The sequence below is a fragment of the Nocardia sp. 348MFTsu5.1 genome, from assembly GCF_000383535.1.
Classification (GTDB): Bacteria; Actinomycetota; Actinomycetes; order Mycobacteriales; family Mycobacteriaceae; genus Williamsia; species Williamsia faeni.
Genome location: NZ_KB911512.1, coordinates 384,609 through 407,874, shown reverse-complemented (window position 1 = coordinate 407,874; position 23,266 = coordinate 384,609). Strand labels below are relative to the sequence as shown.

Genomic DNA, 23,266 nt, shown 5'->3' with positions numbered 1-23,266 from the left:
CAAAAACCACACGCTCCAGTCATTTCCAGGTGTTGCAGCACCTGGAGGTGACTGGAGCGTGTGGTTATGGCTGTTGGGGTGATTCAGGACGGCAGTGCGCCGTGCTCGCCGAGCGCGGGTGGTGCACCGTATTCGGGTTCGTAGCCACTGATCCGGATCGGGTTGCCGACCAGGCTGAAAGTCCCTGCCTTGACGACCATTCCGGGATTCTCGGCCAGCGCCTCGGGCAGTGTCCGGATGGCGGCGGCCGGGACCTGGAGGGGACGAAGCCGGGCCTCCCAGGACTTGGCGGTGTCGGTGGCCAGCGCCGCCGACACGACCGCGAGAACCTCGTCGCGATTCGCGGCCCGTTCGGCCATGGTCGCGAACCCCTCGATGCCCGCCTCCGCGGAGAAGGTGCGCCAGAAGCCGTCGTGGGTCACGAACAGCGCCAGATATCCGTCCGCTGTCGGAAAGAGCTGCGCCGGAACGTAGTACGAGTGCGCACCATTGGGCATCCGTCGCGGTTCGGTGCCCTCGTTCAGGTAGGCCGACGCCCGGTAGTTCAGCTGGGAGAGCATCACGTCACGCAGCGAGACGTCCACCTGGCCACCCTTGCCGGAGATGATCTGCGCCAGCAGACCCAACGCGGCGGTCAGTCCCGTCGAGTTGTCGGCGGCGGAGTATCCGGGCAAGGTCGGCGGACCGTCGGGATCACCCGTCAGCGATGCGACACCGGTCACCGCCTGGATGACGTAGTCGAACGCCGGATCGTCGCCCTGGTCGAGTCCGTATCCGGTCAGTGCGACGCAGACGATCTTGTCGTTCCACTTCTGCAGAGCTTCGTAAGTCAGCCCGAACTTTCGGATCGCCGACGGCTTCAGATTCACGATCAAAGCGTGTGCTTCGGAGGCCAGTTCTCCGAGGCGCGCCTGGCCCGCCTCGGTGGTGAGGTCGAGGCAGATACTCCGCTTGCCTCGGTTGAGGCTCGCGAAATAGGCGTCGCTCACCTGCCGCGACAGATCACCGGTGGCCGGTTCGATCTTGGTCACCTCGGCACCGAGATCCGCGAGCATCATGGTCGCGTACGGGCCGGCCAGAATGTGTCCGACCTCGAGGATCCGGATCCCGGCGAGGGGTCCGGCATTCATCGCATGTCCGCCACGAGCCCGGCGATCACTTCCCGGGTGCGGTACTTGGATGCGATCAGCTCGTCACGGGTGTCACCGATCGGGAGCAGACGCATCGACAGGTCCGTCACACCGGCGTCTTCGAACTGCTTGAAGCGCTTCATGATCGCCTCTTCGTCACCGACCGCGCACAGGTCGCCGACATCCTTCGCGTTGCCCTGATCGAGCAGCCGCTGATAGTTCGGCGAGACCTCGGCTTCAGCCAGGATGCGGTTTGCCCGCTCCTTGGCCACCTCGACCTGCGAAGGTGCACACAGGCAGACGGGGATTCCGGCGACGATGCGAGGGGCACCGCGTCCGGCCTTCTCTGCGGCAGCGGTGATCTTGGGAACTACGTGATCGCCAATGGCGCGCTCGTCGGCCATCCACAGGATGGTGCCGTCGGTGTGCTGGCCGGCGATGTCGAGCATGACCGGTCCGAGTGCCGCGACCAAGATCGGCATCGGGGCGACCGGTCCCAGGTCGAGTGGGTTGTGAACGTTGTAGGTCGAGTTCACGACGTTCACCTCGCCCGGCGCCTGCTGCGCGGCGTTGAGCACTTCGAGGTAGTCGCGGGTCAGCTTGGCCGGCTTCTCATACGGCAGGCCGAGCATGTCCTCGATGATCCAGTGGTGCGACGGTCCCACACCCAGCGCCAACCGGCCGCCGGTTGCCGCATGCGCCGACAGTGCCTGGCGGGCAAGGGCAATGGGATGCTGCGCCTGCAGCGGCACCACGGCGGTACCGATCTCGATGCGAGAGGTCTTGGTACCCATCAACGCAACGGTGATCAGCGCGTCGAAGTCCGTGGGAATCTGCGGCACCCAGGCCGAATCCAACCCGGCTTCTTCGGCCCAGACGATGTCGGCCATCATCCGTTCGACCTTCTTGGTCGCGTCACCGCGCTCCGGTCCGATCATTACCCCGACGCGCACGATACCTCCAAGTTGACGAAATTAGTTCTGCCACATGGTTTCTTCATTCACGTGGCGGGGTTGGTCATAGCTTTGTGTTCGAAAGGCCCTATGCCGGTGCCGCGGTACCGGTCAGTTCCCGCATATCGGTGACGAGCTTCTCGAGCGGCGTACCGGTGGGGAACACCGCCGAGGCGCCGATGTCGAGCAGTTTCTGTACGTCGGACTGCGGAATCGTGCCGCCGACAATCACTTTGATGTCACCGGCATCTGCCGCACGAAGCGCATCGACAACCCGCTTGGTGAGACCGACGTGCGCACCCGACAGAATGCTCAGACCCACCACGGTGCAGTCTTCCTGCAGTGCGATCGAGACGATGTCCTCGATCCGCTGCCGGATACCGGTGTAGATGACCTCGAATCCTGCGTCACGCAGGGTACGGGCAACGATCTTGGCGCCTTTGTCGTGGCCGTCGAGGCCTGGCTTCGCGACGAGAATACGAGCGGTCATCAGAAGACCACCGGCTGCGTGAACTCGCCCCACACGTCTTTGAGTGCGGTGGTCATCTCTCCGACGGTGCAATACGCGTTTGCACAATCGATCAGGGGTTGCATGAGGTTTTCTGTCCCTTCCGCGGCTCGCGACAGTTTCGCCAGCGTGTTCTTCACGGCCTCGTCATCACGCTCGGCCTTGACCTTCGCCAAACGCTTGAGCTGCAGGTCCCGTCCTTCGGCGTCGAGCTCGTAGGTCGCGATGTCCGGTGCGGCCTCATCGGAGGCGAAACGGTTCACACCGACCACGGGACGATCGCCCCGCTCGATGTCCTGGTGGATCTTGTACGCCTCGTCGGCGATGAGACCCTGCAGGTAGCCGTCCTCGATCGAGGCGACCATGCCACCGTGATTCTCGAGGTCGCTCATGATCTCGATGATCTTCTTCTCGGTGGCGTCGGTGAGCGCCTCGACAAAGTACGAACCACCAAGCGGGTCTGCAACCTTGGTCACACCGGTCTCGAGAGCGAGGATCTGCTGGGTACGCAGCGCCATCGTCGCCGATTCCTCACTGGGGAGCGCAAACGGCTCGTCCCAGGCAGCGGTGAACATCGACTGCACACCACCGAGGACCGAGGCCATTGCCTCGTAAGCCACCCGGACCAGGTTGTTCTGGGCCTGCGGTGCGTAGAGCGAGGCGCCGCCGGCAACACAGCCGAAGCGGAACATCGCGGCCTTCTCGGTCTTGGCGCCGTACCGCTCGCGCACGATCGTCGCCCAACGGCGGCGGCCGGCCCGGTACTTGGCGATCTCCTCGAAGAAGTCACCGTGGGTGTAGAAGAAGAACGAGATCTGCGGGGCGAACTGGTCGATGGTCATCCGTCCGCGCTCGACAACCGTGTCGCAGTAGGTGACTCCGTCGGCCAGCGTGAATGCCATCTCCTGCACGGCATTTGCGCCCGCGTCGCGGAAGTGTGCGCCGGCGACCGAGATCGCATTGAAACGCGGGACCTCGGCGGCACAGAACTCGATGGTGTCGGCGATCAGTCGCAGCGACGGCTCCGGCGGCCAGATCCAGGTTCCACGCGAGGCATACTCTTTGAGCACGTCGTTCTGAATTGTGCCGGTGAGCTTTTCGCGGGGCACACCCTTCTTCTCCGCAGCAGCGACATACAGTGCCAAGAGGATGGCGGCGGTGCCGTTGATGGTGAAGCTGGTGCTGATCTTGTCCAACGGGATCTCATCGAACAAGATCTCGGCGTCAGCGAGGGTGTCGACAGCACAGCCCACGCGACCGACTTCGTCGGTGAACTCCGGATCGTCGGAGTCATAGCCACACTGTGTCGGCAGGTCGAGGGCGACCGAAAGGCCGGTGCCACCCTGTCCCAGCAGATACTTGTAGCGCTGGTTCGACTCTTCGGCAGTTCCGAATCCGGAGTACTGACGGAAGGTCCAGAGCCGCCCCCGATATCCCGACGGGAAATTTCCGCGGGTGAAGGGGAACTCGCCTGGGGCGGGTGGGGTCGACCCGTCAGGACTCGGTCCATACACCGACTCAAGAGGGATGCCAGAGGAGGTTTCCACGTTCTCGTTCATGATGTGAATACCGTACTTGCAAAAAATGAGAATGCCAATACCATTTGGCGTGAATGACCCTTGAACTACTGCTCAACGCAGTGGCAACGGGCCAATCGGAGAGAGGACCGGGACCAGATGACCACTGAAGCCACCCGCCGCGAGACATACGACGCCGGCATGAAGGTCCGTCAGGAGGTGGTCGGAGCCGAGTATGTCGAGCGTGCTGTCGCGGCCACCACGGACTTCACCCGCCCGATGCAGGAGCTGGTGACCGAGTACTGCTGGGGCGCGGTATGGACCCGCGACGGACTCGGCCGCCGCGAGCGCTCGATGATCAATCTGGCGATGCTCACCGCACTCGGCAAGCCCACCGAACTCGCCGCCCACGTCCGTGGCGCCCTCAACAACGGGGTCACCCCCGAAGAAATCCAGGAGGTCCTGTTGCAGACCGCGATCTATGTCGGCGTACCCGCCGCGCTCGAATCCTTCCGGGTGGCGAACGAAATCGTTGCGGAGCACATCGCATGAGCACACAGCAGAAAGACCGCGTCGCGTTTGTCGGTCTGGGCAACATGGGCGCACAGATGTCGATCAGGCTCCTCGACGCCGGCTACGACGTCGTCGGATTCGATCCGGCCGACACCGCGCGTGCGGCACTCGTCACCGCCGGCGGTAAGTCCGCAGAGACCGCGGCCGAAGCCATCGCCGGTGCCCGATACGTCATCCTGATGCTGCCCAGCTCACGTGTTGTCGAGGCTGTTCTCGGCGACGACAACGTGCTCGCCGCACTGACCCCGGGCACCACCGTCGTCGACATGAGCTCGTCGGAACCACTGTCGACGGTCGAACTCGCCAAGGCGGTCGAGAAGACCGGAGCGATCCTCGTCGACGCGCCGGTGTCCGGTGGCGTTGCCGGTGCACAGGCCGGAAAACTGACGATCATGGCCGGCGGCAGTGAAGAATCCGTCGCCGCGATCGCCGACCTGATGGCACCGATGGGTGTGATGACCCGGGTCGGTGACACCGGCGCCGGCCATGCGCTCAAATCGATCAACAACCTGATGGCAGCGGTCGGGCTCCTGGTCACCTCCGAAGGCGTGGCCATCGGACGACGTTTCGGGCTCGATCAAGAACTGATGGTGTCGATGCTCAACGCATCGAGCGGCCAGAATGCCGCCACCGAGGTGAAGTTCCCCAAGTTCGTCATTCCGGAGACCTACAACTCGGGCTTCCGGCTCGAACTGATGCTGAAGGACATGCGGATCGCGACCGGCCTCGCATCCGCGATCGGTGTTTCCGCGCCGCTCGGTGAACGAGCGGTCGAGGTCTGGGCCGACGCCGACAAGGACCTCGGGCCCGGTGCCGATCAGACCGAGATCGCGAAATGGACCTTTAACCAGTAGCCCCCACACCCGATGATGTGCGGTTTTGGCGAGCATTTCCCCAGGTGGAAGCCGCCAAAACCCCACACTATCGGTGGGTGGCCGGCGCTCCTGCGAAGTGCGTCTCGATGATCGCGCGGACGGTGCCACGGCAGCGACCACAGTCACTGCCGGCACCACATGCGTTCGCGACTTCTTTGGACGTGCGTGCACCATCGGCCACGGCCTGTTCGACAACGTGACTCGTAACTCCATGACAAAGACATACATACATCGTGGATACCTGCGGCTATCCGGCGAGCTGAAGTTCCATGACCCGCGCCAATTTCCCGACGAACAGCGGGGGGTAGACGCCGACGCCGGCACCCAACATCCATTCGGCGGCGGCGTCAGGATGCTCGACCCATGCAATGGCATGCTCTTCGGTGTCGAGTTCTTGCAGGATCATCACCTCGTGGCCGTCATCGAACGCCCGGTATATCCAAACCCGGCGCACACCGGCGGCAATGAAGCGGCGCAGACTCCGACGCACCTTCTCCAGTAGCGCGTCCACGTCTTCCACCGGCGCAATCGCAGCGACGATGATCCCGGAATCCTCTGACACCGCCGATTCGAGCTCGATCTTCTCGACGACATCACCGGCGAACATCGGCGGAATTTCATCAACGCCGGCGGCGTCGTACCACTCCATCACCGTCGGACTGCGCAAAAGCTTGTCGATCGACCCGCGGTCCCGGAGGCCCAGCGTGGCAAAAACACGTTTGTCGTCATGCAATGCCCGATAGACGACCAGGTGATGCGCGCCCAGGCGGGCCAGCGAATCATTGTTCTCCGCAAGGCGTTCCATGATTCCGGCTTCGTTGGAAACGGAGAAATCCGAGGCCAGGATTCGCGAATGCTCGGTCATCAGATCCGTCCTTGCTGTCAAAGGTCCATCATTGTCGGTCGAATCGCCATGCTACCGGGTAAATTGAATGCAGCGCGCGGGTTCATACAGCCCCACCAGGACCAGCCCTCCCGGTGATGAAATCACGCGCTTCTTTTGACGTGAGGAGAAACCATGCAAGGAGATCCCGAGGTTCTCAAGCTGCTCAACGAGCAGTTGACCAGTGAACTGACGGCAATCAACCAGTATTTCCTGCATTCCAAAATGCAGGAGAACTGGGGCTTCACGGAAATAGCTGCAACGACCCGCGCGGAATCCTTCGACGAGATGAATCACGCCGAAGCGATCACCAACCGGATCCTTCTGCTCGACGGCCTGCCGAACTATCAGCGACTGTTCTCGCTGAAGGTCGGACAGACGTTGCGCGAGCAGTTCGTCAGCGATCGGAGCATCGAGGTGGACGTCATCAACCGACTGAAGCCCGGTATCGCGATGTGCCGCGAGAAACAGGACACCACCACGGCCATCCTGCTCGAGGGGATCCTGGCCGACGAGGAACAGCATCTCGACTATCTCGACACGCAACTCGAATTGATGGAAAAGCTGGGCGAGCAGCTCTACCTCGCACAGTGCGTGGCAAGCCCGCCGAAATGATCAAGGCCGGTCGCAGGTAGATACGCCGAGCGACATCGACGTATCCACGATCTGCGCTACCCTCTGCTCCAAAGGCGATGACACGAGGCCCTGATCTCAGGTTCTCGTGTCATCGTCATGGGTTCACGTGAGGAATTGATGTTCAAAAAGCTCGGCACGGTCATCGCAGCCCTGTTCGCTCTGCTCGCACTCACCACCCTTGGGGTATCGACCGCCACGGCAGCACCGGCGAAGGTCACCCTCGGCGGCGGGTCCGGAATCCTGTTCCCGACGGGCGGGGGCGGATACAACGCGTGCACCCTGACCACCATCGGACACGATCAGAACAACGCCCTGGTCGGTCTGACTGCCGGTCATTGCGGAAAAGCCGGCACACCGGTCCTGTCCGAATCGTCCAAGGCCGCAGGGCAACTCGGCGTGATCGTGTTCTCGAACGACGTCCTGGACTATGCGCTCATCCGATTCGACGCAGCCCTGGTCAATCCCGTCGAGCGGATCGGCGGGGTGACAATCCGGGGGATCCGAACACAAGCGCCACAATTCCCCGAGATCGGCTGCAAGGAAGGCCGCACCACCGGCAACACCTGCGGCGTGACCTGGTTCTCGGACGGATTTGCCCACTTCAGCCAGATCTGTGTTGTCGAAGGTGATTCCGGCAGCCCCGTCGTTGTCGGGGACCGCTTGGTCGGCATGGTCAATGCGTACTACTTCTTCGGCTGCATCGGTCCCGAGACCGGCACCAACATCAAACCGATTCTCGACGACCTACCCCAGCGCGGGGTCACGAACTTCCAGGTCATCTGATCGCTCCGAGTTAACGACGTCTGATTCCGCCCACCTCTGCTGCTCCTCGAGCCCGACCTCCACGTCGGCGCCGAACGGAGCACGCGGCAGGTGGGCGGTTTTCATTGCGTTCTGGTAGATCACGGCGAAAGCCGCGACCAGCGCCACGGCGAGTAGCGCCGAGATGATGACTGCTTCGATATCCATGTCCGAAACTATGCGCCCGAAAAGATCGTGCCAACAGTGGCAGATTTGACCATCCCCGCAAATTTTCTGCCATACTTGGTAAGTGTTGAAGTCAGTCGCGGTCATCCTGCAGGAACCTGTCGCAGCGTTCGAATACGGCGTTGTGTGTGAGGTCTTCGGTGTCGACCGCACCGACGAAGGCGTACCCAAAATCGACCTGCGGGTGTGCGGAATCGAACCGGGCAAGCCCCTGAACTTCACCACCGGAGCCCAGATCGTCCCCCAGTACGGACTCGAAGCCTGCGCCGATGCCGATCTCGTGGCGATTCCGGCCGGGCGGGTCAGTGCCGACTATCCCGAAGCGGTGCTCGATGTCCTCCGTGCGGCCGACAAACGGGGCGCGTACATCTTGTCGGTGTGCACCGGCGCATTCGTGGTGGCCGCCGCCGGACTTCTCAACGGCAGATCCGCCACCACCCACTGGAAGTACGGTGCGGCGATGAGGGGACTCTTTCCCGAAGTCGACGTGAACACCGACGTCCTCTACGTCCAAGAAGACAACATCATCACCAGCGCCGGCACCGCGGCCGGTATCGATGCGAGCCTGCATCTGGTGCGCACCGAACTCGGGCCGACCGTCGCGAACAAGATCGCACGGCGGATGGTGGTGCCCCCGCATCGCGAGGGTGGACAGCGCCAGTTCGTGAAAGAGCCTGTGCCCGAATGTGACAACGACGGATTCGGACAGGTCCTCGGCTGGATGCTGAGCAACCTCGACGCCGACATCGCCATCTCCGACATGGCCGCCAAGGCAAATATGTCGCCGCGAACCTTTGCTCGCAGATTCCGAGACGAGGTGGGCACCAGCCCGCTTCGATGGCTCACCGAACAACGGGTGCTGGCCGCACAGGGCTTGCTGGAATCAAGCAGTCAGGGCATCGAAGAGATCGCGCGACGGGTGGGATTCGGATCGGCAACGCTGCTGCGTCACCACTTCTCGACAGCCGTCGGCATCACACCCACCGCGTTCAGATCACGCTTCGGCTGCGTCGGCTGACACGCCCTTTCCCCTACGATGGGTCCGAACCCGACCCGGAAGCAGCGGAGACGATGACCAGTAACTCAGGCGATCAAGGCGGCTACCGCCCGGATCTGACCAAGCAACCGGACCACACCGAAGCGACACCCACCTACGCGCCGCCGGTCAATCCCTATCCGGCGTATCCGTCACCGTCCTCCGATCAGTTCGTGCCGTATACGCCACCGCAGTACGGGGATCCGCTCCAAACCCAGTACCCGGCAGAGCAATACTCTGACCAGCGATACGCAGTGCCGCCGTATCCGCACCACTATCCGGTGCCGGAGTTCTCGGTGAGTGATCACTCGCCGGCGGTGCATCTACAACCCGCCGCGGTCGGAGCAACCCGCATCCTCGGGGCAGTCGCGATGGTGGGCGCGTTGCTGTTCATCGCGTACGGCTGGCTGACCTGGGCTTCATTCGAACCGAGATATACCGAGGCACCGACGATTTCAGTCAACGGCTGGGGTCAGGTTTTCCAGGATGGTTCGCAGATAACCATGGACCCCGGGACCACCGGCACGCCATTCGCAGCGACGTTCATCCCGTTCTTCGTGTTACCGGTCTTCGTCCTGGCTCTGCTGATCGTCTGCAACATAGGCCGTTTCGGCAACTCGATCGCGATCCTCGTCCTGGCCGTCCTACATCTCATCGTGGCGCTGGCATTTCTTCTTGTACCCAGCACATGCGTCATCTTCGACGAGGACGAGGATTCGGTTCTGTTCGAAGGACTGAACGATTTCTCGACCGGGCCAGGCGCCATCCTGGCAACCGTGACGCTGCTGATCGTGGTCGGGACGAGCATCACGGGAATCATCCTGGGCCGCAAAAAGATCTATCCGCCGCCTATGGCAACCACCGGACCCGGCGGATATCCCGGGTTCTGATTCTCAGTCGCCAGAGGTTTCCGATTCATAGGAATCGGCGAAAGAAATCCTGGGCATGGTGGTCGCCGCGTACACCGTCAACGCCAGGAAGACCACAAACGTCAGCGCGAAACCAACTGCAACTGCGGCAAAACCGTAGTGAACGGCACGCTCGACGTTGCTGTCGCCGGTCACCCACAACGTGGCAAACGCCGAGAGCACGGTTCCCAGCAGAGCCCAGGCCGCTCCCCTGGCCCGTGGACCCACCGTCGACACATAGAACAGACGCTCGTAGATGGCCGTCTCGAACTCGTCGACGGCGGCCGCCCGGACCGGATCATCGCCGGCCACCGACCGTAGTTTGACCGCCAGGTCGACATCCTTCTCGAGGCGTACGGACTCGGCCTGCCGGTACCAGACGTACAGGCCCACCCCGAGGACCACCGCAAGTACAAAGATCCCAACACCAACTGCCGCCCACGATGTGTCATTCACCTGACACACGTTACAGAAACGCCGCTACCACGCCAGGGCACCGGGAGTCGTGGCCGAACCGCCGTGATCATTTGAACTGTCTATTTCACTGTTCACCTCGGGCCCGCGGCGCATACGATAAGCCACCATGTGCAGGATCGAACTCATAGGGGAACAGGTCAGATGGCCGAGTTGATCGGATTGACCAAGCGTGTTGTCGAAGCACGACTCAACAACACCTCAATCAAGGCAGTCAGCGGATCTATGGTCTCGTACCAGGGGCAGGTCGAGTTCAAATCGGCCGGATTCGGTGGCGGAGCAGGCGTTCTCGCCGGGCTCAAACAGAAAGCGACCGGCGAATCGCTGAAGTTGATGGAGTGCACCGGCAACGGCATCGTGCACCTGGCGCAAGACGCCCAGTACACGACGGTCCTGCAACTCAACAACGAGACCATCCAGGTCGAGTCACGACAGTTGTTGGCAATGGCCGGCAATCTGCAGACCAATGTCCAATTTGCCGGAGTTGGCGGGATGTCCAGCGGCCAGGGACTTTTCACCACCACAGTGACCGGTAGCGGCCAGGTCGCGCTGCTGTCGGCCGGAGGTCCACTGATCCACCTCGAAGTGAATCCGAACCTCCCCCTGGTGGTCGATCCGGACGCATTCGTCTCCGCCAAAGGTCAACTACAGCAATCGTTTGTGACCGACGTCAGCTGGCGGTCGATGATCGGCCAAGACGGTGGTGAGGCCTTTTCACTGCGGTGGCAGGGCCAGGGTGTTGTGTCCATCCAGCCGGCAGAACGGTGAGCGACATGGTTTTTGAGAAGATCAATTCGAAGGTCGTCAAGGTCGATGTCGGCCAAGCCGGTGGTGTGGTCGCCCGAAAAGGCGCCATGCTCTTCTACACCGGCCAGGTGCACTTCACCCCGCACCAGATTCCGGGAGCCGGCGGCATGCCCGGTATGAGCGGTATGGGTGCCATCGCCGGCATGGCCGGCCGGATGATGCGCGGTGAACACGAAGCCACCATGCTGGCGGAGGGCCACGGCCAGGTCCACTACGGATTCGCGGGACTCGCAGTACATGTCATCGACATGCCCCAGGGCGGTACCGTCACCGCGGATGCGTCCCGGACACTCGGTTACACCGCCGGGATCCAGGCGTCCATCATTTCCATGACCGCTCACAGCAGCGGAGGTGGTGGCGGACGGGGCGGCGGGTTCATGGGCGCCCTCCGTGGTGCGGCAACGGGCGCGTTGACGGGCGACGGGATGTTCACGACGCAACTGCAAGGGATGGGCTCTGTGGTGTTGCTCGCCCACGGTGAGGTGCTGGAGATCCAGGTCGGCGGCCAGTACCCGGTGTTCGTCGATCCCCAGGCATTTGTCGGCACGTTCGGAAATGTCCAGACCCAGCTGAAGTCGAAAGTGGGCTGGCGTGACGCCGTCGGAAAGGGAGCCGGCGAGGCGATGCAGATGGAGTGCCAGGGTCAAGGGATCGTGTTCGTGCAAGCGTCCGAGCAGAAGCTGTAGGGGAAAAGCCATGAGCGACATACTCAATCCGTCAATGCTGCAGGGCGACGACAACATACCCGGCAACACCTACGCGTACTACATGCAGATGACCAAACCCTGGATCATGTCCAAGGGCGCGATGATCGCCTACTACGGGCAGATGCAGTTCCAGGCGCTCATCCAGGGCATGCAGACCGCGATGATGCAGAGCCTCGCCGGCACCATCAGCGCACCGCTCTACATGGGCGATTACATCATCGCCCAGGGCCAGGGCACGCTGATCATCGGAGACCGTGGCTACGACATCAACTCCTACGACCTCGACGACGGCAACCTCACGGTGCGCGCGGCCAACCTGCTGGCCTTCGAACCCGGACTGCAGCTCAACCAGTCGATCGTCCCCGGATACCTCACGCTCATCGGCACCGGCAAGTTCCTCGCGTCGTCGAACGGGCCGGTCATGTTCGCCGAGCCCCCGCTGCGGGTCGACCCCGAAGCCCTTGTCGGATGGGCGGACTGCCCCTCACCGAGCCATCACTACGACCAGACCTGGATCACCGGCTTCATGGCTGCAGGCGCGGCGATGATGGGTGCGGCCAGTGGCGAAGAGCAGCAATTCGACTTCACCGGTTCGGGCACGGTCTTGATCCAGTCCAGCGAGAAGGTCATCAACGACGTCAACCTGGTGCGCAGTCTGGAAAGTCAGATCCCTGGCCTGTCGTCGGTCGGCCTCCAGCGACTCAACCAGAAGATCCAGACGCAGTTGGCGCAGCAGCAGCAAACTTACTGAGCCCACGATTCGGTGGAGCCTGTCAGAGCAGGTAGGCCAACGCGAGACCGGCCGCGCAGGCGACCACCGAGATGACCAAAGAACCGGCGGCATAGGCCATTGCGGCACCTCGTCGCTCTTGCCTCATCAGTTCGATGGTCTCGACACTGGCGGTGCTGAATGTGGTGTAGCCACCGCAGAATCCGGTACCGATGATGACCTGCAGTTCGATGGCGCCCGAGTGATACATCACCGTCCCGGCCACCACCCCGATGATCAGAGAACCGGTCACGTTGATGAAGCCGGTGCCCCAGGGGAACTTCACGGAGACCCGGCGCTTGAACTCCGAATCGACCACAAACCGGACGATCGCGCCGATCGCGCCGGCCAGTGCCACCCAGACGATCACCGGCGCCGTCCCCCTCCGGTGTGGACGGCTGCTGCGATCGAGATCCCGGCCCAGGCCAGCAGGCCGCCGGCGACCACCGTCGCCACCATATATCCCACGCCCGCAGCAAGATTGCCGTGCCGGAAGAGCAATGACGATTCCAGCGCAAAAGCGCTGTAGGTGGTGAAGGTGCCACAGAAGCCGGTCCCTGCGAACAACCGAGCTCGCTGACGCCATCCGGAGTCATCCCCCATGCGAACCAGTGCTTCCAAGATCACGCCCAGCACAAAGGCCCCGGCCAAGTTGATGAGAAACGTGGTCCAGGGCCATCCCGGCGGTTCGAAGGGATAGGCCTTCTCCAACAGGTACCGGGCTCCGGTACCCAGCAGGCCACCGACGAAGATCGGGATCAACGCACTCGGGCGCAGATGCAATGGACGGGCAGCCATCCCAAGAATGTACTGCCCGCACAATTCACATGGCGATTCCCACGCAAAAGCCCCCCACGGCCGAGGGGTGTAGGCCGTGGGGGGCTTTGCGTCAGGCGGCGCGGGCTGCGCGCCACCTGGGGCTTCGGTCAGGCGACCTGCGCCTGCCACATCCAGTGCAGCTGCTCCAACCGGGCGGCAAATCCGATCAGCAGATCCTGGGTGACCGGATCGGCCTTCTCAGTCGCTTCGATGCGGGACCGGAGTCCGTCGACAACTGTCTTGATGTTGGCGACGATCGCGGTGACCACGTCAACGTCCTTGGTCCATCCTTCACCGAAACCCTTGGTACCCGCGGTCTTTGCGACGGTTTCGGCCCGGCCGTCCGGGCTGACGCCGATGGCGGTGGCACGCTCGGCCGCGGCATCGGTGAAGTCGCGGGCCGCTGTCACCAGTTCGTCCAGTTCGAGGTGAACCGACCGGAACTGCTGACCTACGACGTTCCAGTGGGCCTGCTTTGCGATGAGCGACAGGTCGATCATGTCGACAACGGTCTCCTGAAGCGCCTTACCTGCAACAGCCTGCTGGTCATTGTTCAATGTGCTCGTGATCGGATTGTTCATTCCACTACCTCCTGGTTCGAGAAATTTACATTCGGTCTGCGCTGAACCCGGCTATCCCCCGTGGTGCGACACTTGGGGATTCGAGCCCAGGGGTTCGGCGCTCTGGTCTGTTCAACATGTCCGGCGTGGCATCTATTCCCATCTCCACCAACCCTTCTTCGTACGTCCATCGAAAGATGCTGTATTTCAACGCGATACGCATCTGTGGTATCGAACACAGTTGGACGACAAGGAACTTCGAGACTTCTAACTCGGACCAGTTTCCGCTCGGCACTGCGGGCACAGACCCCAGAATGTCACTTCGGCTTCGTCGATCATGAAGCCGTGATCTGCATCCGGCTGCAAGCAGGGTGCCACACCTACCACACAGTCGATGTCGTGGACCTCGCCACAACTCCGGCAGACCAGATGGTGATGGTTGTCGCCGGTCCGGCGCTCGTACCGGACCGCAGACCCGGCCGGCTCGATGCGACGCAACAAGCCGCGCTCGGCGCACACTCGCAACACGTCGTACACGGTCTGTGTCGACACGCCACCGAGTTGCTCACGGACCCGCGCCGCCACAAAGTCAGCCGTGGAGTGTGGGTATCCGTCGAGTAGATCGAGCACCGCAAGTCGCGGCGCTGTCACCCGCAGGCCGGCATCCCGCAGCTGCTGCCGCGGGTTGCCGGAATGCGTCTCGTTCATGCTGACAACCGTACACTCTAATCTGGAATAGTTCCAGTTAATGGCACAAAAGCCCAGGAAGATCCGTCAGACGGTGCTGAGCGCGGGTGCAAATGTGACCGCGGTCACCTAGGCTTGAACCCATCACCGGGAGGTTCGGCATGCCGAAGTTTTTATCTAACCGATTTGTCCGGATTGCCGCTGCGGCCGCGCTGGTCACCGCAGCGATCACCACGTTCACCGCTCCGGGCGCCGGCGCCGCCGCGATCTGCCCGGGTGCCGGGCAAGCCCCGGTCCTGGTTGCCGGCGTCCCCGGGAGCGCGCTCCAAGGCCTCACCGTCGATGCCGGTGGCCGCCTCTATACAACCGATCTGATCAGCGGACGTCTGTTCCGCATCGACCGGCCCGGTGCCGGTGCGGTCCCGGTGGCGACCGTCCCCAGCGGGGGCGCCGGAGCCCTGGCCTGGACCCCGGACGGCACCCTCCTCGTCGGCTACGGCGCCGATGCCCGGGTCTTCGTCGGCGATGCAGTCAGAGCTGCCTCGATCGCGAAGTATCAGCCGTCAACCGGACGTCTGACCCCATTCGTCACCGGCTTGAGCGCTGCCAACGGCATGGCGGTGGCGGGCAACGGAACCATCTACGCCACCAACGATTTCGGCGCGCTGGTCGGGCGGGTGTTCCCCAACGGTGCGGTGCAACCTGATTGGGCCCAACTACCGAGTGCCAACGGTGCGGTACTCGGTAACAACGACGGCTACCTTTACGTCTCCCGCACATTCGTCAATCCGGGTGTCAGCCGGATTCCGGTCAACAATCCCGGCGCACCACAGTCTTTGGTCACCTTCGGCGGCACCGATGTGATCGCGGCCGCCGACGGTCTGACACTGGACTCCAAGGACCGGCCGATCGTCCCCACCGACATCAGTGGTGAGATCCTGCGCGTCGACGGGCCCAACCAGTTCTGTGCCCTGGCATCTGGGCTACCGGCATCCAGTGTGGTGTCCTACGGCCGCGGCAACACCGGATTCTCGGCAGGACGATTGTTCCGCGCCGGCTTCGACGGCAACATCTACGAGATCCCCGGCGCCTTCGACCCGAACGCAACCGCCGCCACCCCCTGACCCGTCGACCGTGCCCATCCAACCGCCGACCGTGCCCATCCAACCGCCGACCGTACCGAAAATCGCCCCGTCGAGCGTGCCCATCCAACCGCCGACCGTGCCAAAGATACTGAACGGCAACGGAATCAAGCGTGATATCGGCACGGTCAATGGCGATTTCGGCACGCTCGGCGGTGGGATGGGCACGGTCAACGGAGTTGGTGTCCCCTTACTTGGTGTTTAAATGACCAACCCCAGCAGCAGGACCACAATCAAACCGACCACCGAGAGAATGGTTTCCATGATCGACCACGTCTTGATGGTCTCGCCGACGGACATCCCGAAGTATTCCTTGACCAGCCAGAAGCCGGCGTCGTTGACGTGCGAGAAGAACACCGAACCCGCACCGATCGCCAAGACCACCAGTGACAGTTCCCCACTGCTGAGGCCATCGACGAGTCCGAGCATCAACGACGATGCCGTGATGGTCGCGATGGTCGCCGAACCGGTCGCCAGTCTGATCAGAGCGGCCAGGGTCCAGCCCATCAGGATGACCGAGATGTTGGCGTCCGTTGCCCAATCGGCAAGCAGCGTACCGATACCGGTGTCGACCAGGACCTGTTTGAATCCGCCACCGGCCGCGACGATCAGCAGGATGCCGGCGATCGCCGGAAGCGCTGCGCCCGTGGCCTTGGAAATGGTGTCGCGGTCCATGCCGGAGCCGCGGCCGAGGGTGAACATCGCAACAACGACAGCGATCAGCAAGGCGATGATCGGCGTGCCCAGCACATCGAGGATCTCCCGCACGATCGAGTCATCGTCCTCGATGAAGATCTCGGCAATTGCCTTGCCCAGCATCAGGACAACCGGGAGAAGAACGCTGAAGATCGTGATCGCGAAGGACGGCCGTTTGGTGGTCACACCGTCCGCAGGATCGGCGTCGAAGGTGTGGGGAATCGGCGGCACGACCCAGCGGCCGGCCAGTTTCCCGAAGAGCGGTCCGGCGACGACGATCGTCGGGACCGCAACAACAACACCCAGAGCGAGCGTGGTGCCCAGATCGGCGCCGAGAGCATCGATGGCGACCAGCGGGCCCGGATGTGGTGGGACGAACCCGTGCATCGCCGACAGACCGGCCAACGCCGGAATACCCACGGTGATCAGCGACAGTCCGGACCGCCGCGCGACCAGGTAGATGACCGGCATCAGTAGCACGAGGCCGATCTCGAAGAACATCGGCAGACCGATGATGGCGCCGACCAGCGCCATCGCCCACGGCAACATCCGCGGTGAGGCGTGTCCGACGATCGTGTCCACGATCTCGTCCGCGCCACCGGAATCGGCGAGTAGTTTGGCGAACATCGCGCCGAGCGCGATCAGAATACCCACGCCGGCTGCAGTGGTTCCGAATCCACCGGTGAAGGACTTGAGCACATCCGGGATCGCCTCACCGGCAACGATTCCCACCGTGAGACCACCGCCGACCAGTGCGAGGAAGGGGTGGACCTTCGCCACGGTGATGAGGACAACGATCACCGCGATGCCCAAGAGGGCGGCAAGGATCAGCTGCCAGCCGGGCGCGACGGGTTCAGGCAACTCCACATCGGCTGCCAGCACAGCTCCAGATGCTGCGTACATCAGTTCTCCTCAGTGATGCTCGGATCGACGCCGGCGGCGACGATGTATGTCTCGACGATCTTGTCGATGGATTGGTCGATGTTGATCTCGTAACCCTGCTCGTCGGGACCGAGAGGCTCGAGGGTCTCGAACTGGGACGCCAACAGCGCCGGCGGCATGAAATGCCCGGGACGGCTCGCCTGACGGCGTCCGATCACCTCGGGAGATCCGGAGAGGTACACAAACCGCACCGTCGGGCAGTGCGCACGGAGCTGGTCGCGATATTTGTGCTTGAGCGCCGAACAACTCATCACTCCACCGTCGCTGTGCGCGGTGAGCCACTGACCGATCGTCTCGAGCCAGGGATATCGGTCGTCGTCGTCGAGTGCGTGTCCGCCGGACATCTTTGCGATGTTGGCCGGAGGGTGGAAGTCGTCGGCGTCCGCGAACGGAACGCGCAGTCGTTGTGCAAGGGCTGCCCCGACCGTCGACTTACCCGAACCCGATACCCCCATCACAACCAGAGCTGTGTTCATACCTTCTCCATCGCCGCATTGTGTTGACCGTCACATATACTGCTTCAATAGTCATACTTTTGCAAGACCAGACGAGATAAAACCAGTTCTTTGTTACACCGGCAAGTGAATGGGAAGATAAATGCGTGGCATCTGACACAACAGTGGGCGAATTGCACGGCAGCGTGCTGACCGATCTCGGGACCCGGATCGTGTCCGGCGATCATCCTGCCGGGGACGTGCTGACACTCGACGCCGTCGGCGTTCACTACGGGGTGTCGCGGACCGTCGCCCGCGAGGCCATCCGGGTCCTGGAATCCATGGGCATGGTGGCTTCACGCCGCCGGGTGGGGATCACCGTTCAACCCAAAGAGACGTGGAACGTCTTCGACCCACGGCTGATCCGCTGGCGTCTCGACGCAGGTGAGCGCACGGATTTCCTGCTGACGCTCTCAGAGTTGCGCCGGGGTTTCGAGCCGGTCGCAGCCGCGCTCGCCGCCGACCGCGCCGACGAACATCAGTGCCGCATCCTCGCCGCCGCGGTGTCGGACATGGTGATGCACGGCCGTTCCGGCGACCTCGATCAATACCTGCTCGCCGACAAGATCTTTCATCGCACCCTGCTCGAGGCGAGCGGCAACGAGATGTTCCGGGCTCTGAGCGACGTGGTCGGAGAGGTCCTCGCCGGACGTACCCACCACGGCATGATGCCCACCCGGCCCAACCCCGCGGCGATCGACCTGCACGATCAGGTCGCCCGGGCCATCCGACTCCGGGATCCGGCCGGCGCAGAGCAGGCCATGCGCGAGATCATCGTCGAGGCCGCCGCCGCAGTCTCCGAGCCCGACACCGATCAGGAGTAGCGACTACCCGGCCGGAAGATCTGCGTAGGCTTCATCCGGTTCGACGGCGGCAGCCACTGATTCACCCCGCGACGCAGCGTGCACAATGCGGAGAGCAGCAACAACGCGAACTGCAGCCAGCCGACGATCCGGATCGCCGCGGGCACGGCGGAGTAGTCGAAGAGCAGATCTATGCCCATCGGGATGCACAGGAGCATCACCAGCGCCATCGTCACGTAGATGTTGCGGGCTCCGCGACTGCGCCGACGGCCGATGGCAACCAGCAGCGGGTATTGGACGGCCAGCAGGAGAAGCGTGGTGATCAGCATGGCCGGCGGGAAGAACCCGGCGATCGAATCGATCCGATCGGCGGGTGCGGCATTGGCGGGGTCGTCCCGGACCCCCTCCTGCAGTCGCTCGGTCAGCAGATCGGTGATCGCACCCAGATTCAGGAATCCGTAGATCACCCCGATCGCCGCCGCACCCGCAGCACCCAGCCACAACAGCCAGGCGTGGTACAGCGACGCCGGTGGTGGAACGTCCTCGTCGAAGTTGGCGTGGTCCTTGTCTTTGGACGTCCGGCCCTGCGCGATTGTGGCCATGTCGGCCGCATCGAGTTCTGCCAGCGACGGCATACCTTCCAGGTCGGGCGGCACGATCACAGACTCGTCCGGCCCGGTCTCTGATTTCTCGAGGTTCGGGCGGTCGCGCTTCGGCTCGTTCGGTTGATCCCCTGGGTCCTGCGTCACATTGTCGATTGTTGCATCCGCAGGCTCACGCGCCCCCGCAGCCTGCGATCAGAAACCGAAACCGGTTCAGTTTCACGGGAAACATGGTGGCCGAGCGTCAACCGATCTTCAGCATCCGCCCGACCGTCGCCTGCCACAGCGCGCCGTCAGAGCTGATCGTTCCGGTGAGCTGCAGTGGTTCGTCGACGGGCGCCACGCCCACCTGAGCGAACGCCTTTCGTTGTCCGGTCTGGAAGTCGACGGCCGTGTAGTAGACCGGACCGATCTGCTGCACTCCCCCACCGGGTGCCTGCGGACCGTAGGTCAGCGCATAGATCAGACCGTCCGCGCGAGAGAGCTTGGGCAGGGTGGCAATCCGGTCATTGCTCTCCCATACTCGCTCACATCCGTTCTCGGACACATCGATTCGAGTCATGCCCCCCGCGAACGGCGCCGACGGCGGATCGCTCGGACCCGAGGTGGCGAGCGGCGGATATTGGAATCCGTACGTGCTGGGTATGACTATCGAGTTTCCCGATGCCATCGGCGAATTCTCGGTGCCCTGCCCCGACGTTCCGAACGCATCGGTGCTGCAGACCGGCGAACCGTTGTCGGAGCGATAGACCAACAACTTGGGCCGGGGCGCGTCGTCGACGATCGCGACCCATTCGTCGCCGTTCGGCCCGAAATACGTTGGCGTGGTGCCCGATCCGGGCGCGAGCTGACCTGGCCGACGAACACTTCCGGCCTCGTACGTGGCCCGCCAGACGATCAGCGGCACGCCCTGCTCATCGGCACGCATTTCGTATAGCGCCCGGCTGGTCAGGATGGAGGCACCGCCCGGACGGATGGTGAGACCGTTGGTGAGCTTCTCGCCGGCCGGCAATTGCGTGGATCCGACCCGGCCACCACCGGCTTCGACGGTGCCGATGACACCGCCCGTGGTCGCGAACCAGATGCGCCCATCGAAGTCCGGCGCGAGACCGGTGATCGCGTCATCGGCGGGGATCTGATCACCGACGTCCAGACGCTCATCGATGAACAACTGCCACTGTCCGTCCGGGTTCTTGCGGTGAGCGATCTTGAGGATCGAGCCCGACCCGTCGGCCATCACCACCCGATCCTGGTTGTCGAGGTAGCCGTACACCCCGCCCAGCAGCCCACCTTTGGTGAGTTGTATCGACGCGATCGGCTGGGCCGTGGCCGGATCGAACAGTTTCACAGTCGGGACGGCAAACCCGGGGAGACGAAGCGAAGCGGAGCTCGACCAGATGTCGGGATCCACCCCGACGTAGCCGGTACACAGGGCAACCGGCAGGCCGTCGCTCCCGATGAAGGTCGCTGCGCAAACTCCACCCGGCAGCGACGAGGCAACCAGTGTTCCATCGGTTCCAGGTCCGGCATTGGGTGTGGAATCGGTGGATGCGGGATCCCCGTGGATGAGTGAAGTTCCGGCCGGACCGACATCGAGCGCACCCACATCGGCCTGCGCGGCGGGTGCTGCCATCACCAACAACAGAAGCACCGCAAAGAACACCACCGTCGAACCGCCAGCGCGCGTCACCTGCATATACAAACACGAACCAGGTTGATGCCCCCGAAAACTGTCGAATATCAGGCCTCCGAGGGAGATTTGCCCTCGGAGGTCTGATACGTGACAGTTTCCGGGGCGACCGAAGCCGGAGCCGCCTGTCATCCGTCTGATCATCATGGATTTTGGTGTCTATTCGACGAAAGAACTGCACCGGTACGGTATGAACGCATGGCAGATCCGCCGCGAAACCCAGACCGGATCGCTCGTCGGACTACGGCACGGTTGGTATGCGACGCCAACAGCTGATCCCGAGGTGGTTGCAGCGGTCCGGGCCGGGGGCGTGCTCGGCTGTGTTACTGCACTGCGCAAACATGGCCTGTGGGTAGCCCCCGGTTCCAGCCACGTGCACACCCGATCCACCCGGCACGGCGAGCCGACGACCCGTCCAAAGTGCAAAGGGTTCGGTAGCCCACCTCCGGCGTTGACTGCGGTCGATCAGATTCCCACGGCACTGCTATATGCCGCGCGGTGTCTAAGCCCCGAACACTGGATCGCCACCTGCGATTCGGCGCTGAACACGGAGAAGTTGACCGTGGCACAGATGGCCTCGGACATGGGCCCATCGGCTCGGCGGGTGGCCGCGCTACTGGAAAAATGCGATCCGGCCTCACAGTCGGGCACCGAATCGATCACCCGCCTCCGACTACGGGCGCTTGGATTCGCGGTCGTTGTCCAGCCACCGATCCCGGGCGTGGGGCGGGTCGACCTCGGGGTCGGAAGGCTACTTCTCGAGTGCGACAGCATCCGACATCACACCAGCCTGGAGAACTACCGGAATGATCGCCGGCGCGACAGGCGAGCGCTGGTCGACGGGTGGCTGACAATGCGGATCACATACGACGACGTGCTCTACGGCTGGGACGGGGTGCTCGCCGACATCCGCGCGATCACCAGACCCGATCGCCACCGCAAGCTCCCACGGCCCTGAAACCTGTCAAATAGGAAGGCGGCGAGGGAGATTTACCCTCGCCGCCCATCTATTCAACAGTTTTCAGGGGCACCATCGCCCGACTAGACCAACAGCTCAGCAATCTGAATGGTGTTGAGCGCCGCACCTTTACGGAGGTTGTCACCCGAGACGAACAAAGCCAGGCCCCGGCCTTCCGGAGCACCCGGATCCTGCCTGATGCGACCGACCAGTGAGTTGTCCTTGCCGGCGGCCTCGAGCGGGGTCGGTACCTCGGTAACCGTGACGCCCGGAGCACCTTCGAGAAGCTTGGTGGCTTCCTCGACGGACAATGGTCGCTCGAACTCTGCGTTGATCGACAGGGAGTGGCCGGTGAACACGGGAACCCGCACGCAGGTTCCGCTGACCAGCAACTCGGGAAGTCCGAGGATCTTGCGCGATTCGTTGCGCAGCTTCTGATCCTCGTCCGTCTCACCCGAGCCGTCGTCGACGAGCGAACCGGCCAACGGGAGCACGTTGAAGGCAATGAGCGCAACGTATTTCACCGGAGCAGGCAGCGACACCGCGGATCCGTCGTGGACCAGCTTCTCGGCATCGTCGATGCCGGCCCGCAACTGCGAGACCAATTCTTCGACGCCGGCCAGGCCACTACCGGACACAGCCTGGTATGACGAGATGATCAGGCGCCGCAATCCGGCAGCATCGTGCAACGGCTTGAGAACCGGCATCGCGGCCATCGTGGTGCAGTTCGGGTTGGCGATGATGCCCTTCTTGGGATTCTTCGCCTCCTCACCGTTGACCTCCGAAACGACCAGCGGCACATCGGGATCCTTGCGCCACGCCGACGAGTTGTCGATCACCGTGACACCGGCCGCGGCAAACCGGGGCGCCTGCTCGCGGGACATGGTGGCACCGGCCGAGAACAGCGCGATGTCGAGGCCGGAGGGATCAGCCGTCGCGGCATCTTCCACCACGATCTCGCCGCCGCGCCACGGCAGCTTCTTGCCCGCAGACCGCGGGGATGCAAAGAACCGGATCTCGTCGGCCGGAAAGTTGCGCTCTTCCAACAGCTTCCGCATGACGGCTCCGACCTGACCGGTCGCGCCGACAACTCCTACACGTACACCCACG

General features: G+C 63.1%; 29 protein-coding genes. 12 read left to right on the top strand and 17 right to left on the bottom strand.

All coding sequences use genetic code 11. The features are described 5' to 3' along the window. Positions 1 to 83: 83 nt before the first annotated feature. The 4 genes from H290_RS0110440 to H290_RS0110425 form a co-directional block, all read right to left on the bottom strand. Positions 84 to 1,130 (bottom strand): CaiB/BaiF CoA-transferase family protein, encoded by a 1,047-nt coding sequence (locus tag H290_RS0110440; protein ID WP_020106745.1) that lies wholly within the window; start codon positions 1,128 to 1,130, stop codon positions 84 to 86. Next, a complete protein-coding gene (locus H290_RS0110435; protein WP_028463026.1) occupies positions 1,127 to 2,083 on the bottom strand; it encodes a TIGR03564 family F420-dependent LLM class oxidoreductase in 957 nt (318 codons plus the stop codon). Before H290_RS0110435 ends, H290_RS0110440 begins: the two co-directional genes overlap by 4 nt. Positions 2,084 to 2,171: 88 nt before the next feature. Next, positions 2,172 to 2,573 carry a cobalamin B12-binding domain-containing protein gene (locus H290_RS0110430; protein WP_020106743.1) on the bottom strand — a complete coding sequence of 134 codons (402 nt, stop codon included), beginning with the start codon at positions 2,571 to 2,573 and terminating at the stop codon, positions 2,172 to 2,174. Continuing rightward, a complete protein-coding gene (locus H290_RS0110425; protein ID WP_020106742.1) occupies positions 2,573 to 4,150 on the bottom strand; it encodes a methylmalonyl-CoA mutase family protein in 1,578 nt (525 codons plus the stop codon). The genes H290_RS0110430 and H290_RS0110425 overlap by 1 nt, the downstream gene beginning before the upstream one ends. 117 nt (positions 4,151 to 4,267) lie before the next feature. Here H290_RS0110425 and pcaC point away from each other — a divergent pair, with 117 nt between their 5' ends. After that, positions 4,268 to 4,660 (top strand): 4-carboxymuconolactone decarboxylase, encoded by a 393-nt coding sequence (gene pcaC / locus H290_RS0110420; protein ID WP_020106741.1) that lies wholly within the window; start codon positions 4,268 to 4,270, stop codon positions 4,658 to 4,660. Further along, entirely contained in the window at positions 4,657 to 5,535 is an 879-nt protein-coding gene (locus tag H290_RS0110415; protein WP_020106740.1) for an NAD(P)-dependent oxidoreductase, read from the top strand. Before pcaC ends, H290_RS0110415 begins: the two co-directional genes overlap by 4 nt. Before the next feature lie 67 nt (positions 5,536 to 5,602). Here H290_RS0110415 and H290_RS0110410 read toward each other — a convergent pair whose 3' ends face one another. Together H290_RS0110410 and H290_RS0110405 are read right to left on the bottom strand one after the other, a co-directional pair. Continuing rightward, positions 5,603 to 5,788: a bacterioferritin-associated ferredoxin gene (locus tag H290_RS0110410; protein ID WP_028463025.1), complete on the bottom strand. Its 186-nt coding sequence runs from the start codon at positions 5,786 to 5,788 to the stop codon at positions 5,603 to 5,605. Between the two features lie 15 nt (positions 5,789 to 5,803). Further along, positions 5,804 to 6,421: a hypothetical protein gene (locus H290_RS0110405; protein ID WP_020106738.1), complete on the bottom strand. Its 618-nt coding sequence runs from the start codon at positions 6,419 to 6,421 to the stop codon at positions 5,804 to 5,806. 153 nt (positions 6,422 to 6,574) lie between these two features. Between H290_RS0110405 and bfr the strand changes: the two genes are divergently transcribed. Both bfr and H290_RS0110395 read left to right on the top strand, forming a co-directional pair. Then, the gene (gene bfr / locus H290_RS0110400) at positions 6,575 to 7,054 is read left to right on the top strand and encodes a bacterioferritin (protein WP_020106737.1); all 480 of its coding nucleotides are present in this window, start codon (positions 6,575 to 6,577) and stop codon (positions 7,052 to 7,054) included. A 117-nt stretch (positions 7,055 to 7,171) separates the two neighbouring features. Further along, positions 7,172 to 7,858 carry a hypothetical protein gene (locus tag H290_RS0110395; RefSeq protein ID WP_020106736.1) on the top strand — a complete coding sequence of 229 codons (687 nt, stop codon included), beginning with the start codon at positions 7,172 to 7,174 and terminating at the stop codon, positions 7,856 to 7,858. On the opposite strand, the gene H290_RS0110390 is transcribed toward H290_RS0110395, so the two are convergent. After that, positions 7,820 to 8,044 carry a hypothetical protein gene (locus tag H290_RS0110390; RefSeq protein ID WP_020106735.1) on the bottom strand — a complete coding sequence of 75 codons (225 nt, stop codon included), beginning with the start codon at positions 8,042 to 8,044 and terminating at the stop codon, positions 7,820 to 7,822. The genes H290_RS0110395 and H290_RS0110390 overlap by 39 nt on opposite strands. Positions 8,045 to 8,126: 82 nt before the next feature. Between H290_RS0110390 and H290_RS0110385 the strand changes: the two genes are divergently transcribed. Both H290_RS0110385 and H290_RS0110380 read left to right on the top strand, forming a co-directional pair. Next, a complete protein-coding gene (locus tag H290_RS0110385) occupies positions 8,127 to 9,080 on the top strand; it encodes a helix-turn-helix domain-containing protein (protein WP_020106734.1) in 954 nt (317 codons plus the stop codon). A 53-nt stretch (positions 9,081 to 9,133) separates the two neighbouring features. Further along, the gene (locus tag H290_RS0110380; protein ID WP_020106733.1) at positions 9,134 to 9,988 is read left to right on the top strand and encodes a hypothetical protein; all 855 of its coding nucleotides are present in this window, start codon (positions 9,134 to 9,136) and stop codon (positions 9,986 to 9,988) included. Positions 9,989 to 9,991: 3 nt separating this feature from the next. Here the strand turns inward: H290_RS0110380 and H290_RS0110375 are convergent, their stop codons facing one another. After that, the gene (locus tag H290_RS0110375) at positions 9,992 to 10,462 is read right to left on the bottom strand and encodes a hypothetical protein (protein WP_231373554.1); all 471 of its coding nucleotides are present in this window, start codon (positions 10,460 to 10,462) and stop codon (positions 9,992 to 9,994) included. A gap of 162 nt (positions 10,463 to 10,624) precedes the next feature. On the opposite strand from H290_RS0110375, the gene H290_RS0110370 reads away from it, so the two are divergent. Genes H290_RS0110370 through H290_RS0110360 form a run of 3 tightly spaced genes read left to right on the top strand, consistent with a single transcriptional unit; the run spans position 10,625 to position 12,745 of the window. Continuing rightward, entirely contained in the window at positions 10,625 to 11,248 is a 624-nt protein-coding gene (locus H290_RS0110370) for an AIM24 family protein (RefSeq protein WP_020106731.1), read from the top strand. Positions 11,249 to 11,253: 5 nt separating this feature from the next. Continuing rightward, on the top strand, positions 11,254 to 11,973 hold the full coding sequence (locus tag H290_RS0110365; protein WP_028463023.1) for an AIM24 family protein: 720 nt from the start codon (positions 11,254 to 11,256) through the stop codon (positions 11,971 to 11,973). Positions 11,974 to 11,983: 10 nt separating this feature from the next. Continuing rightward, on the top strand, positions 11,984 to 12,745 hold the full coding sequence (locus tag H290_RS0110360; protein WP_020106729.1) for an AIM24 family protein: 762 nt from the start codon (positions 11,984 to 11,986) through the stop codon (positions 12,743 to 12,745). Between the two features lie 22 nt (positions 12,746 to 12,767). Here H290_RS0110360 and crcB read toward each other — a convergent pair whose 3' ends face one another. The 4 genes from crcB to H290_RS0110340 all read right to left on the bottom strand — a co-directional run bounded on the left by crcB (position 12,768) and on the right by H290_RS0110340 (position 14,850). Next, positions 12,768 to 13,133 (bottom strand): fluoride efflux transporter CrcB, encoded by a 366-nt coding sequence (gene crcB, locus H290_RS0110355; protein WP_020106728.1) that lies wholly within the window; start codon positions 13,131 to 13,133, stop codon positions 12,768 to 12,770. Further along, entirely contained in the window at positions 13,130 to 13,561 is a 432-nt protein-coding gene (locus H290_RS0110350; protein ID WP_020106727.1) for a CrcB family protein, read from the bottom strand. Before H290_RS0110350 ends, crcB begins: the two co-directional genes overlap by 4 nt. Positions 13,562 to 13,689: 128 nt before the next feature. Beyond that, the gene (locus tag H290_RS0110345; RefSeq protein ID WP_020106726.1) at positions 13,690 to 14,163 is read right to left on the bottom strand and encodes a DNA starvation/stationary phase protection protein; all 474 of its coding nucleotides are present in this window, start codon (positions 14,161 to 14,163) and stop codon (positions 13,690 to 13,692) included. Positions 14,164 to 14,409: 246 nt separating this feature from the next. Next, a complete protein-coding gene (locus H290_RS0110340) occupies positions 14,410 to 14,850 on the bottom strand; it encodes a Fur family transcriptional regulator (RefSeq protein ID WP_020106725.1) in 441 nt (146 codons plus the stop codon). A gap of 140 nt (positions 14,851 to 14,990) precedes the next feature. On the opposite strand from H290_RS0110340, the gene H290_RS0110335 reads away from it, so the two are divergent. Beyond that, on the top strand, positions 14,991 to 15,953 hold the full coding sequence (locus H290_RS0110335) for an SMP-30/gluconolactonase/LRE family protein (protein ID WP_020106724.1): 963 nt from the start codon (positions 14,991 to 14,993) through the stop codon (positions 15,951 to 15,953). Positions 15,954 to 16,172: 219 nt separating this feature from the next. Here the strand turns inward: H290_RS0110335 and H290_RS0110325 are convergent, their stop codons facing one another. Beyond that, positions 16,173 to 17,570, bottom strand: coding sequence for a gluconate:H+ symporter (locus H290_RS0110325; RefSeq protein WP_020106722.1), 1,398 nt, complete (start codon positions 17,568 to 17,570; stop codon positions 16,173 to 16,175). After that, on the bottom strand, positions 17,570 to 18,085 hold the full coding sequence (locus H290_RS0110320; RefSeq protein ID WP_020106721.1) for a gluconokinase: 516 nt from the start codon (positions 18,083 to 18,085) through the stop codon (positions 17,570 to 17,572). The genes H290_RS0110325 and H290_RS0110320 overlap by 1 nt, the downstream gene beginning before the upstream one ends. 125 nt (positions 18,086 to 18,210) lie before the next feature. On the opposite strand from H290_RS0110320, the gene H290_RS0110315 reads away from it, so the two are divergent. After that, the gene (locus tag H290_RS0110315) at positions 18,211 to 18,927 is read left to right on the top strand and encodes a FadR/GntR family transcriptional regulator (RefSeq protein WP_036518481.1); all 717 of its coding nucleotides are present in this window, start codon (positions 18,211 to 18,213) and stop codon (positions 18,925 to 18,927) included. Here the strand turns inward: H290_RS0110315 and H290_RS0110310 are convergent. Then, on the bottom strand, positions 18,918 to 19,655 hold the full coding sequence (locus H290_RS0110310; RefSeq protein WP_020106719.1) for a hypothetical protein: 738 nt from the start codon (positions 19,653 to 19,655) through the stop codon (positions 18,918 to 18,920). The genes H290_RS0110315 and H290_RS0110310 overlap by 10 nt on opposite strands. 97 nt (positions 19,656 to 19,752) lie before the next feature. Continuing rightward, positions 19,753 to 21,204, bottom strand: a complete 1,452-nt coding sequence (locus H290_RS0110305; protein WP_020106718.1) for a hypothetical protein — start codon at positions 21,202 to 21,204, stop codon at positions 19,753 to 19,755. 139 nt (positions 21,205 to 21,343) lie between these two features. On the opposite strand from H290_RS0110305, the gene H290_RS0110300 reads away from it, so the two are divergent. Continuing rightward, positions 21,344 to 22,156: a hypothetical protein gene (locus H290_RS0110300; RefSeq protein WP_020106717.1), complete on the top strand. Its 813-nt coding sequence runs from the start codon at positions 21,344 to 21,346 to the stop codon at positions 22,154 to 22,156. Between the two features lie 83 nt (positions 22,157 to 22,239). Here H290_RS0110300 and H290_RS0110295 read toward each other — a convergent pair whose 3' ends face one another. Then, positions 22,240 to 23,265 carry an aspartate-semialdehyde dehydrogenase gene (locus H290_RS0110295; protein ID WP_028463020.1) on the bottom strand — a complete coding sequence of 342 codons (1,026 nt, stop codon included), beginning with the start codon at positions 23,263 to 23,265 and terminating at the stop codon, positions 22,240 to 22,242. Between the last annotated feature and the right edge of the window lies 1 nt (position 23,266).

What these genes read in the sequence shown, in the direction of transcription:
- H290_RS0110440 (WP_020106745.1), bottom strand. Translation starts at nt 1,130, where the DNA reads ATGAATGCCGGACCCCTCGCCGGGATCCGGATCCTCGAGGTCGGACAC.
- H290_RS0110430 (WP_020106743.1), bottom strand. Translation starts at nt 2,573, where the DNA reads ATGACCGCTCGTATTCTCGTCGCGAAGCCAGGCCTCGACGGCCACGAC.
- H290_RS0110425 (WP_020106742.1), bottom strand. Translation starts at nt 4,150, where the DNA reads ATGAACGAGAACGTGGAAACCTCCTCTGGCATCCCTCTTGAGTCGGTG.
- pcaC (WP_020106741.1), top strand. Translation starts at nt 4,268, where the DNA reads ATGACCACTGAAGCCACCCGCCGCGAGACATACGACGCCGGCATGAAG.
- H290_RS0110415 (WP_020106740.1), top strand. Translation starts at nt 4,657, where the DNA reads ATGAGCACACAGCAGAAAGACCGCGTCGCGTTTGTCGGTCTGGGCAAC.
- H290_RS0110410 (WP_028463025.1), bottom strand. Translation starts at nt 5,788, where the DNA reads ATGTATGTATGTCTTTGTCATGGAGTTACGAGTCACGTTGTCGAACAG.
- H290_RS0110405 (WP_020106738.1), bottom strand. Translation starts at nt 6,421, where the DNA reads ATGACCGAGCATTCGCGAATCCTGGCCTCGGATTTCTCCGTTTCCAAC.
- bfr (WP_020106737.1), top strand. Translation starts at nt 6,575, where the DNA reads ATGCAAGGAGATCCCGAGGTTCTCAAGCTGCTCAACGAGCAGTTGACC.
- H290_RS0110395 (WP_020106736.1), top strand. Translation starts at nt 7,172, where the DNA reads ATGGGTTCACGTGAGGAATTGATGTTCAAAAAGCTCGGCACGGTCATC.
- H290_RS0110390 (WP_020106735.1), bottom strand. Translation starts at nt 8,044, where the DNA reads ATGGATATCGAAGCAGTCATCATCTCGGCGCTACTCGCCGTGGCGCTG.
- H290_RS0110380 (WP_020106733.1), top strand. Translation starts at nt 9,134, where the DNA reads ATGACCAGTAACTCAGGCGATCAAGGCGGCTACCGCCCGGATCTGACC.
- H290_RS0110370 (WP_020106731.1), top strand. Translation starts at nt 10,625, where the DNA reads ATGGCCGAGTTGATCGGATTGACCAAGCGTGTTGTCGAAGCACGACTC.
- H290_RS0110365 (WP_028463023.1), top strand. Translation starts at nt 11,254, where the DNA reads ATGGTTTTTGAGAAGATCAATTCGAAGGTCGTCAAGGTCGATGTCGGC.
- H290_RS0110360 (WP_020106729.1), top strand. Translation starts at nt 11,984, where the DNA reads ATGAGCGACATACTCAATCCGTCAATGCTGCAGGGCGACGACAACATA.
- H290_RS0110350 (WP_020106727.1), bottom strand. Translation starts at nt 13,561, where the DNA reads ATGGCTGCCCGTCCATTGCATCTGCGCCCGAGTGCGTTGATCCCGATC.
- H290_RS0110345 (WP_020106726.1), bottom strand. Translation starts at nt 14,163, where the DNA reads ATGAACAATCCGATCACGAGCACATTGAACAATGACCAGCAGGCTGTT.
- H290_RS0110340 (WP_020106725.1), bottom strand. Translation starts at nt 14,850, where the DNA reads ATGAACGAGACGCATTCCGGCAACCCGCGGCAGCAGCTGCGGGATGCC.
- H290_RS0110335 (WP_020106724.1), top strand. Translation starts at nt 14,991, where the DNA reads ATGCCGAAGTTTTTATCTAACCGATTTGTCCGGATTGCCGCTGCGGCC.
- H290_RS0110325 (WP_020106722.1), bottom strand. Translation starts at nt 17,570, where the DNA reads ATGTACGCAGCATCTGGAGCTGTGCTGGCAGCCGATGTGGAGTTGCCT.
- H290_RS0110320 (WP_020106721.1), bottom strand. Translation starts at nt 18,085, where the DNA reads ATGAACACAGCTCTGGTTGTGATGGGGGTATCGGGTTCGGGTAAGTCG.
- H290_RS0110305 (WP_020106718.1), bottom strand. Translation starts at nt 21,204, where the DNA reads ATGCAGGTGACGCGCGCTGGCGGTTCGACGGTGGTGTTCTTTGCGGTG.
- H290_RS0110300 (WP_020106717.1), top strand. Translation starts at nt 21,344, where the DNA reads ATGGATTTTGGTGTCTATTCGACGAAAGAACTGCACCGGTACGGTATG.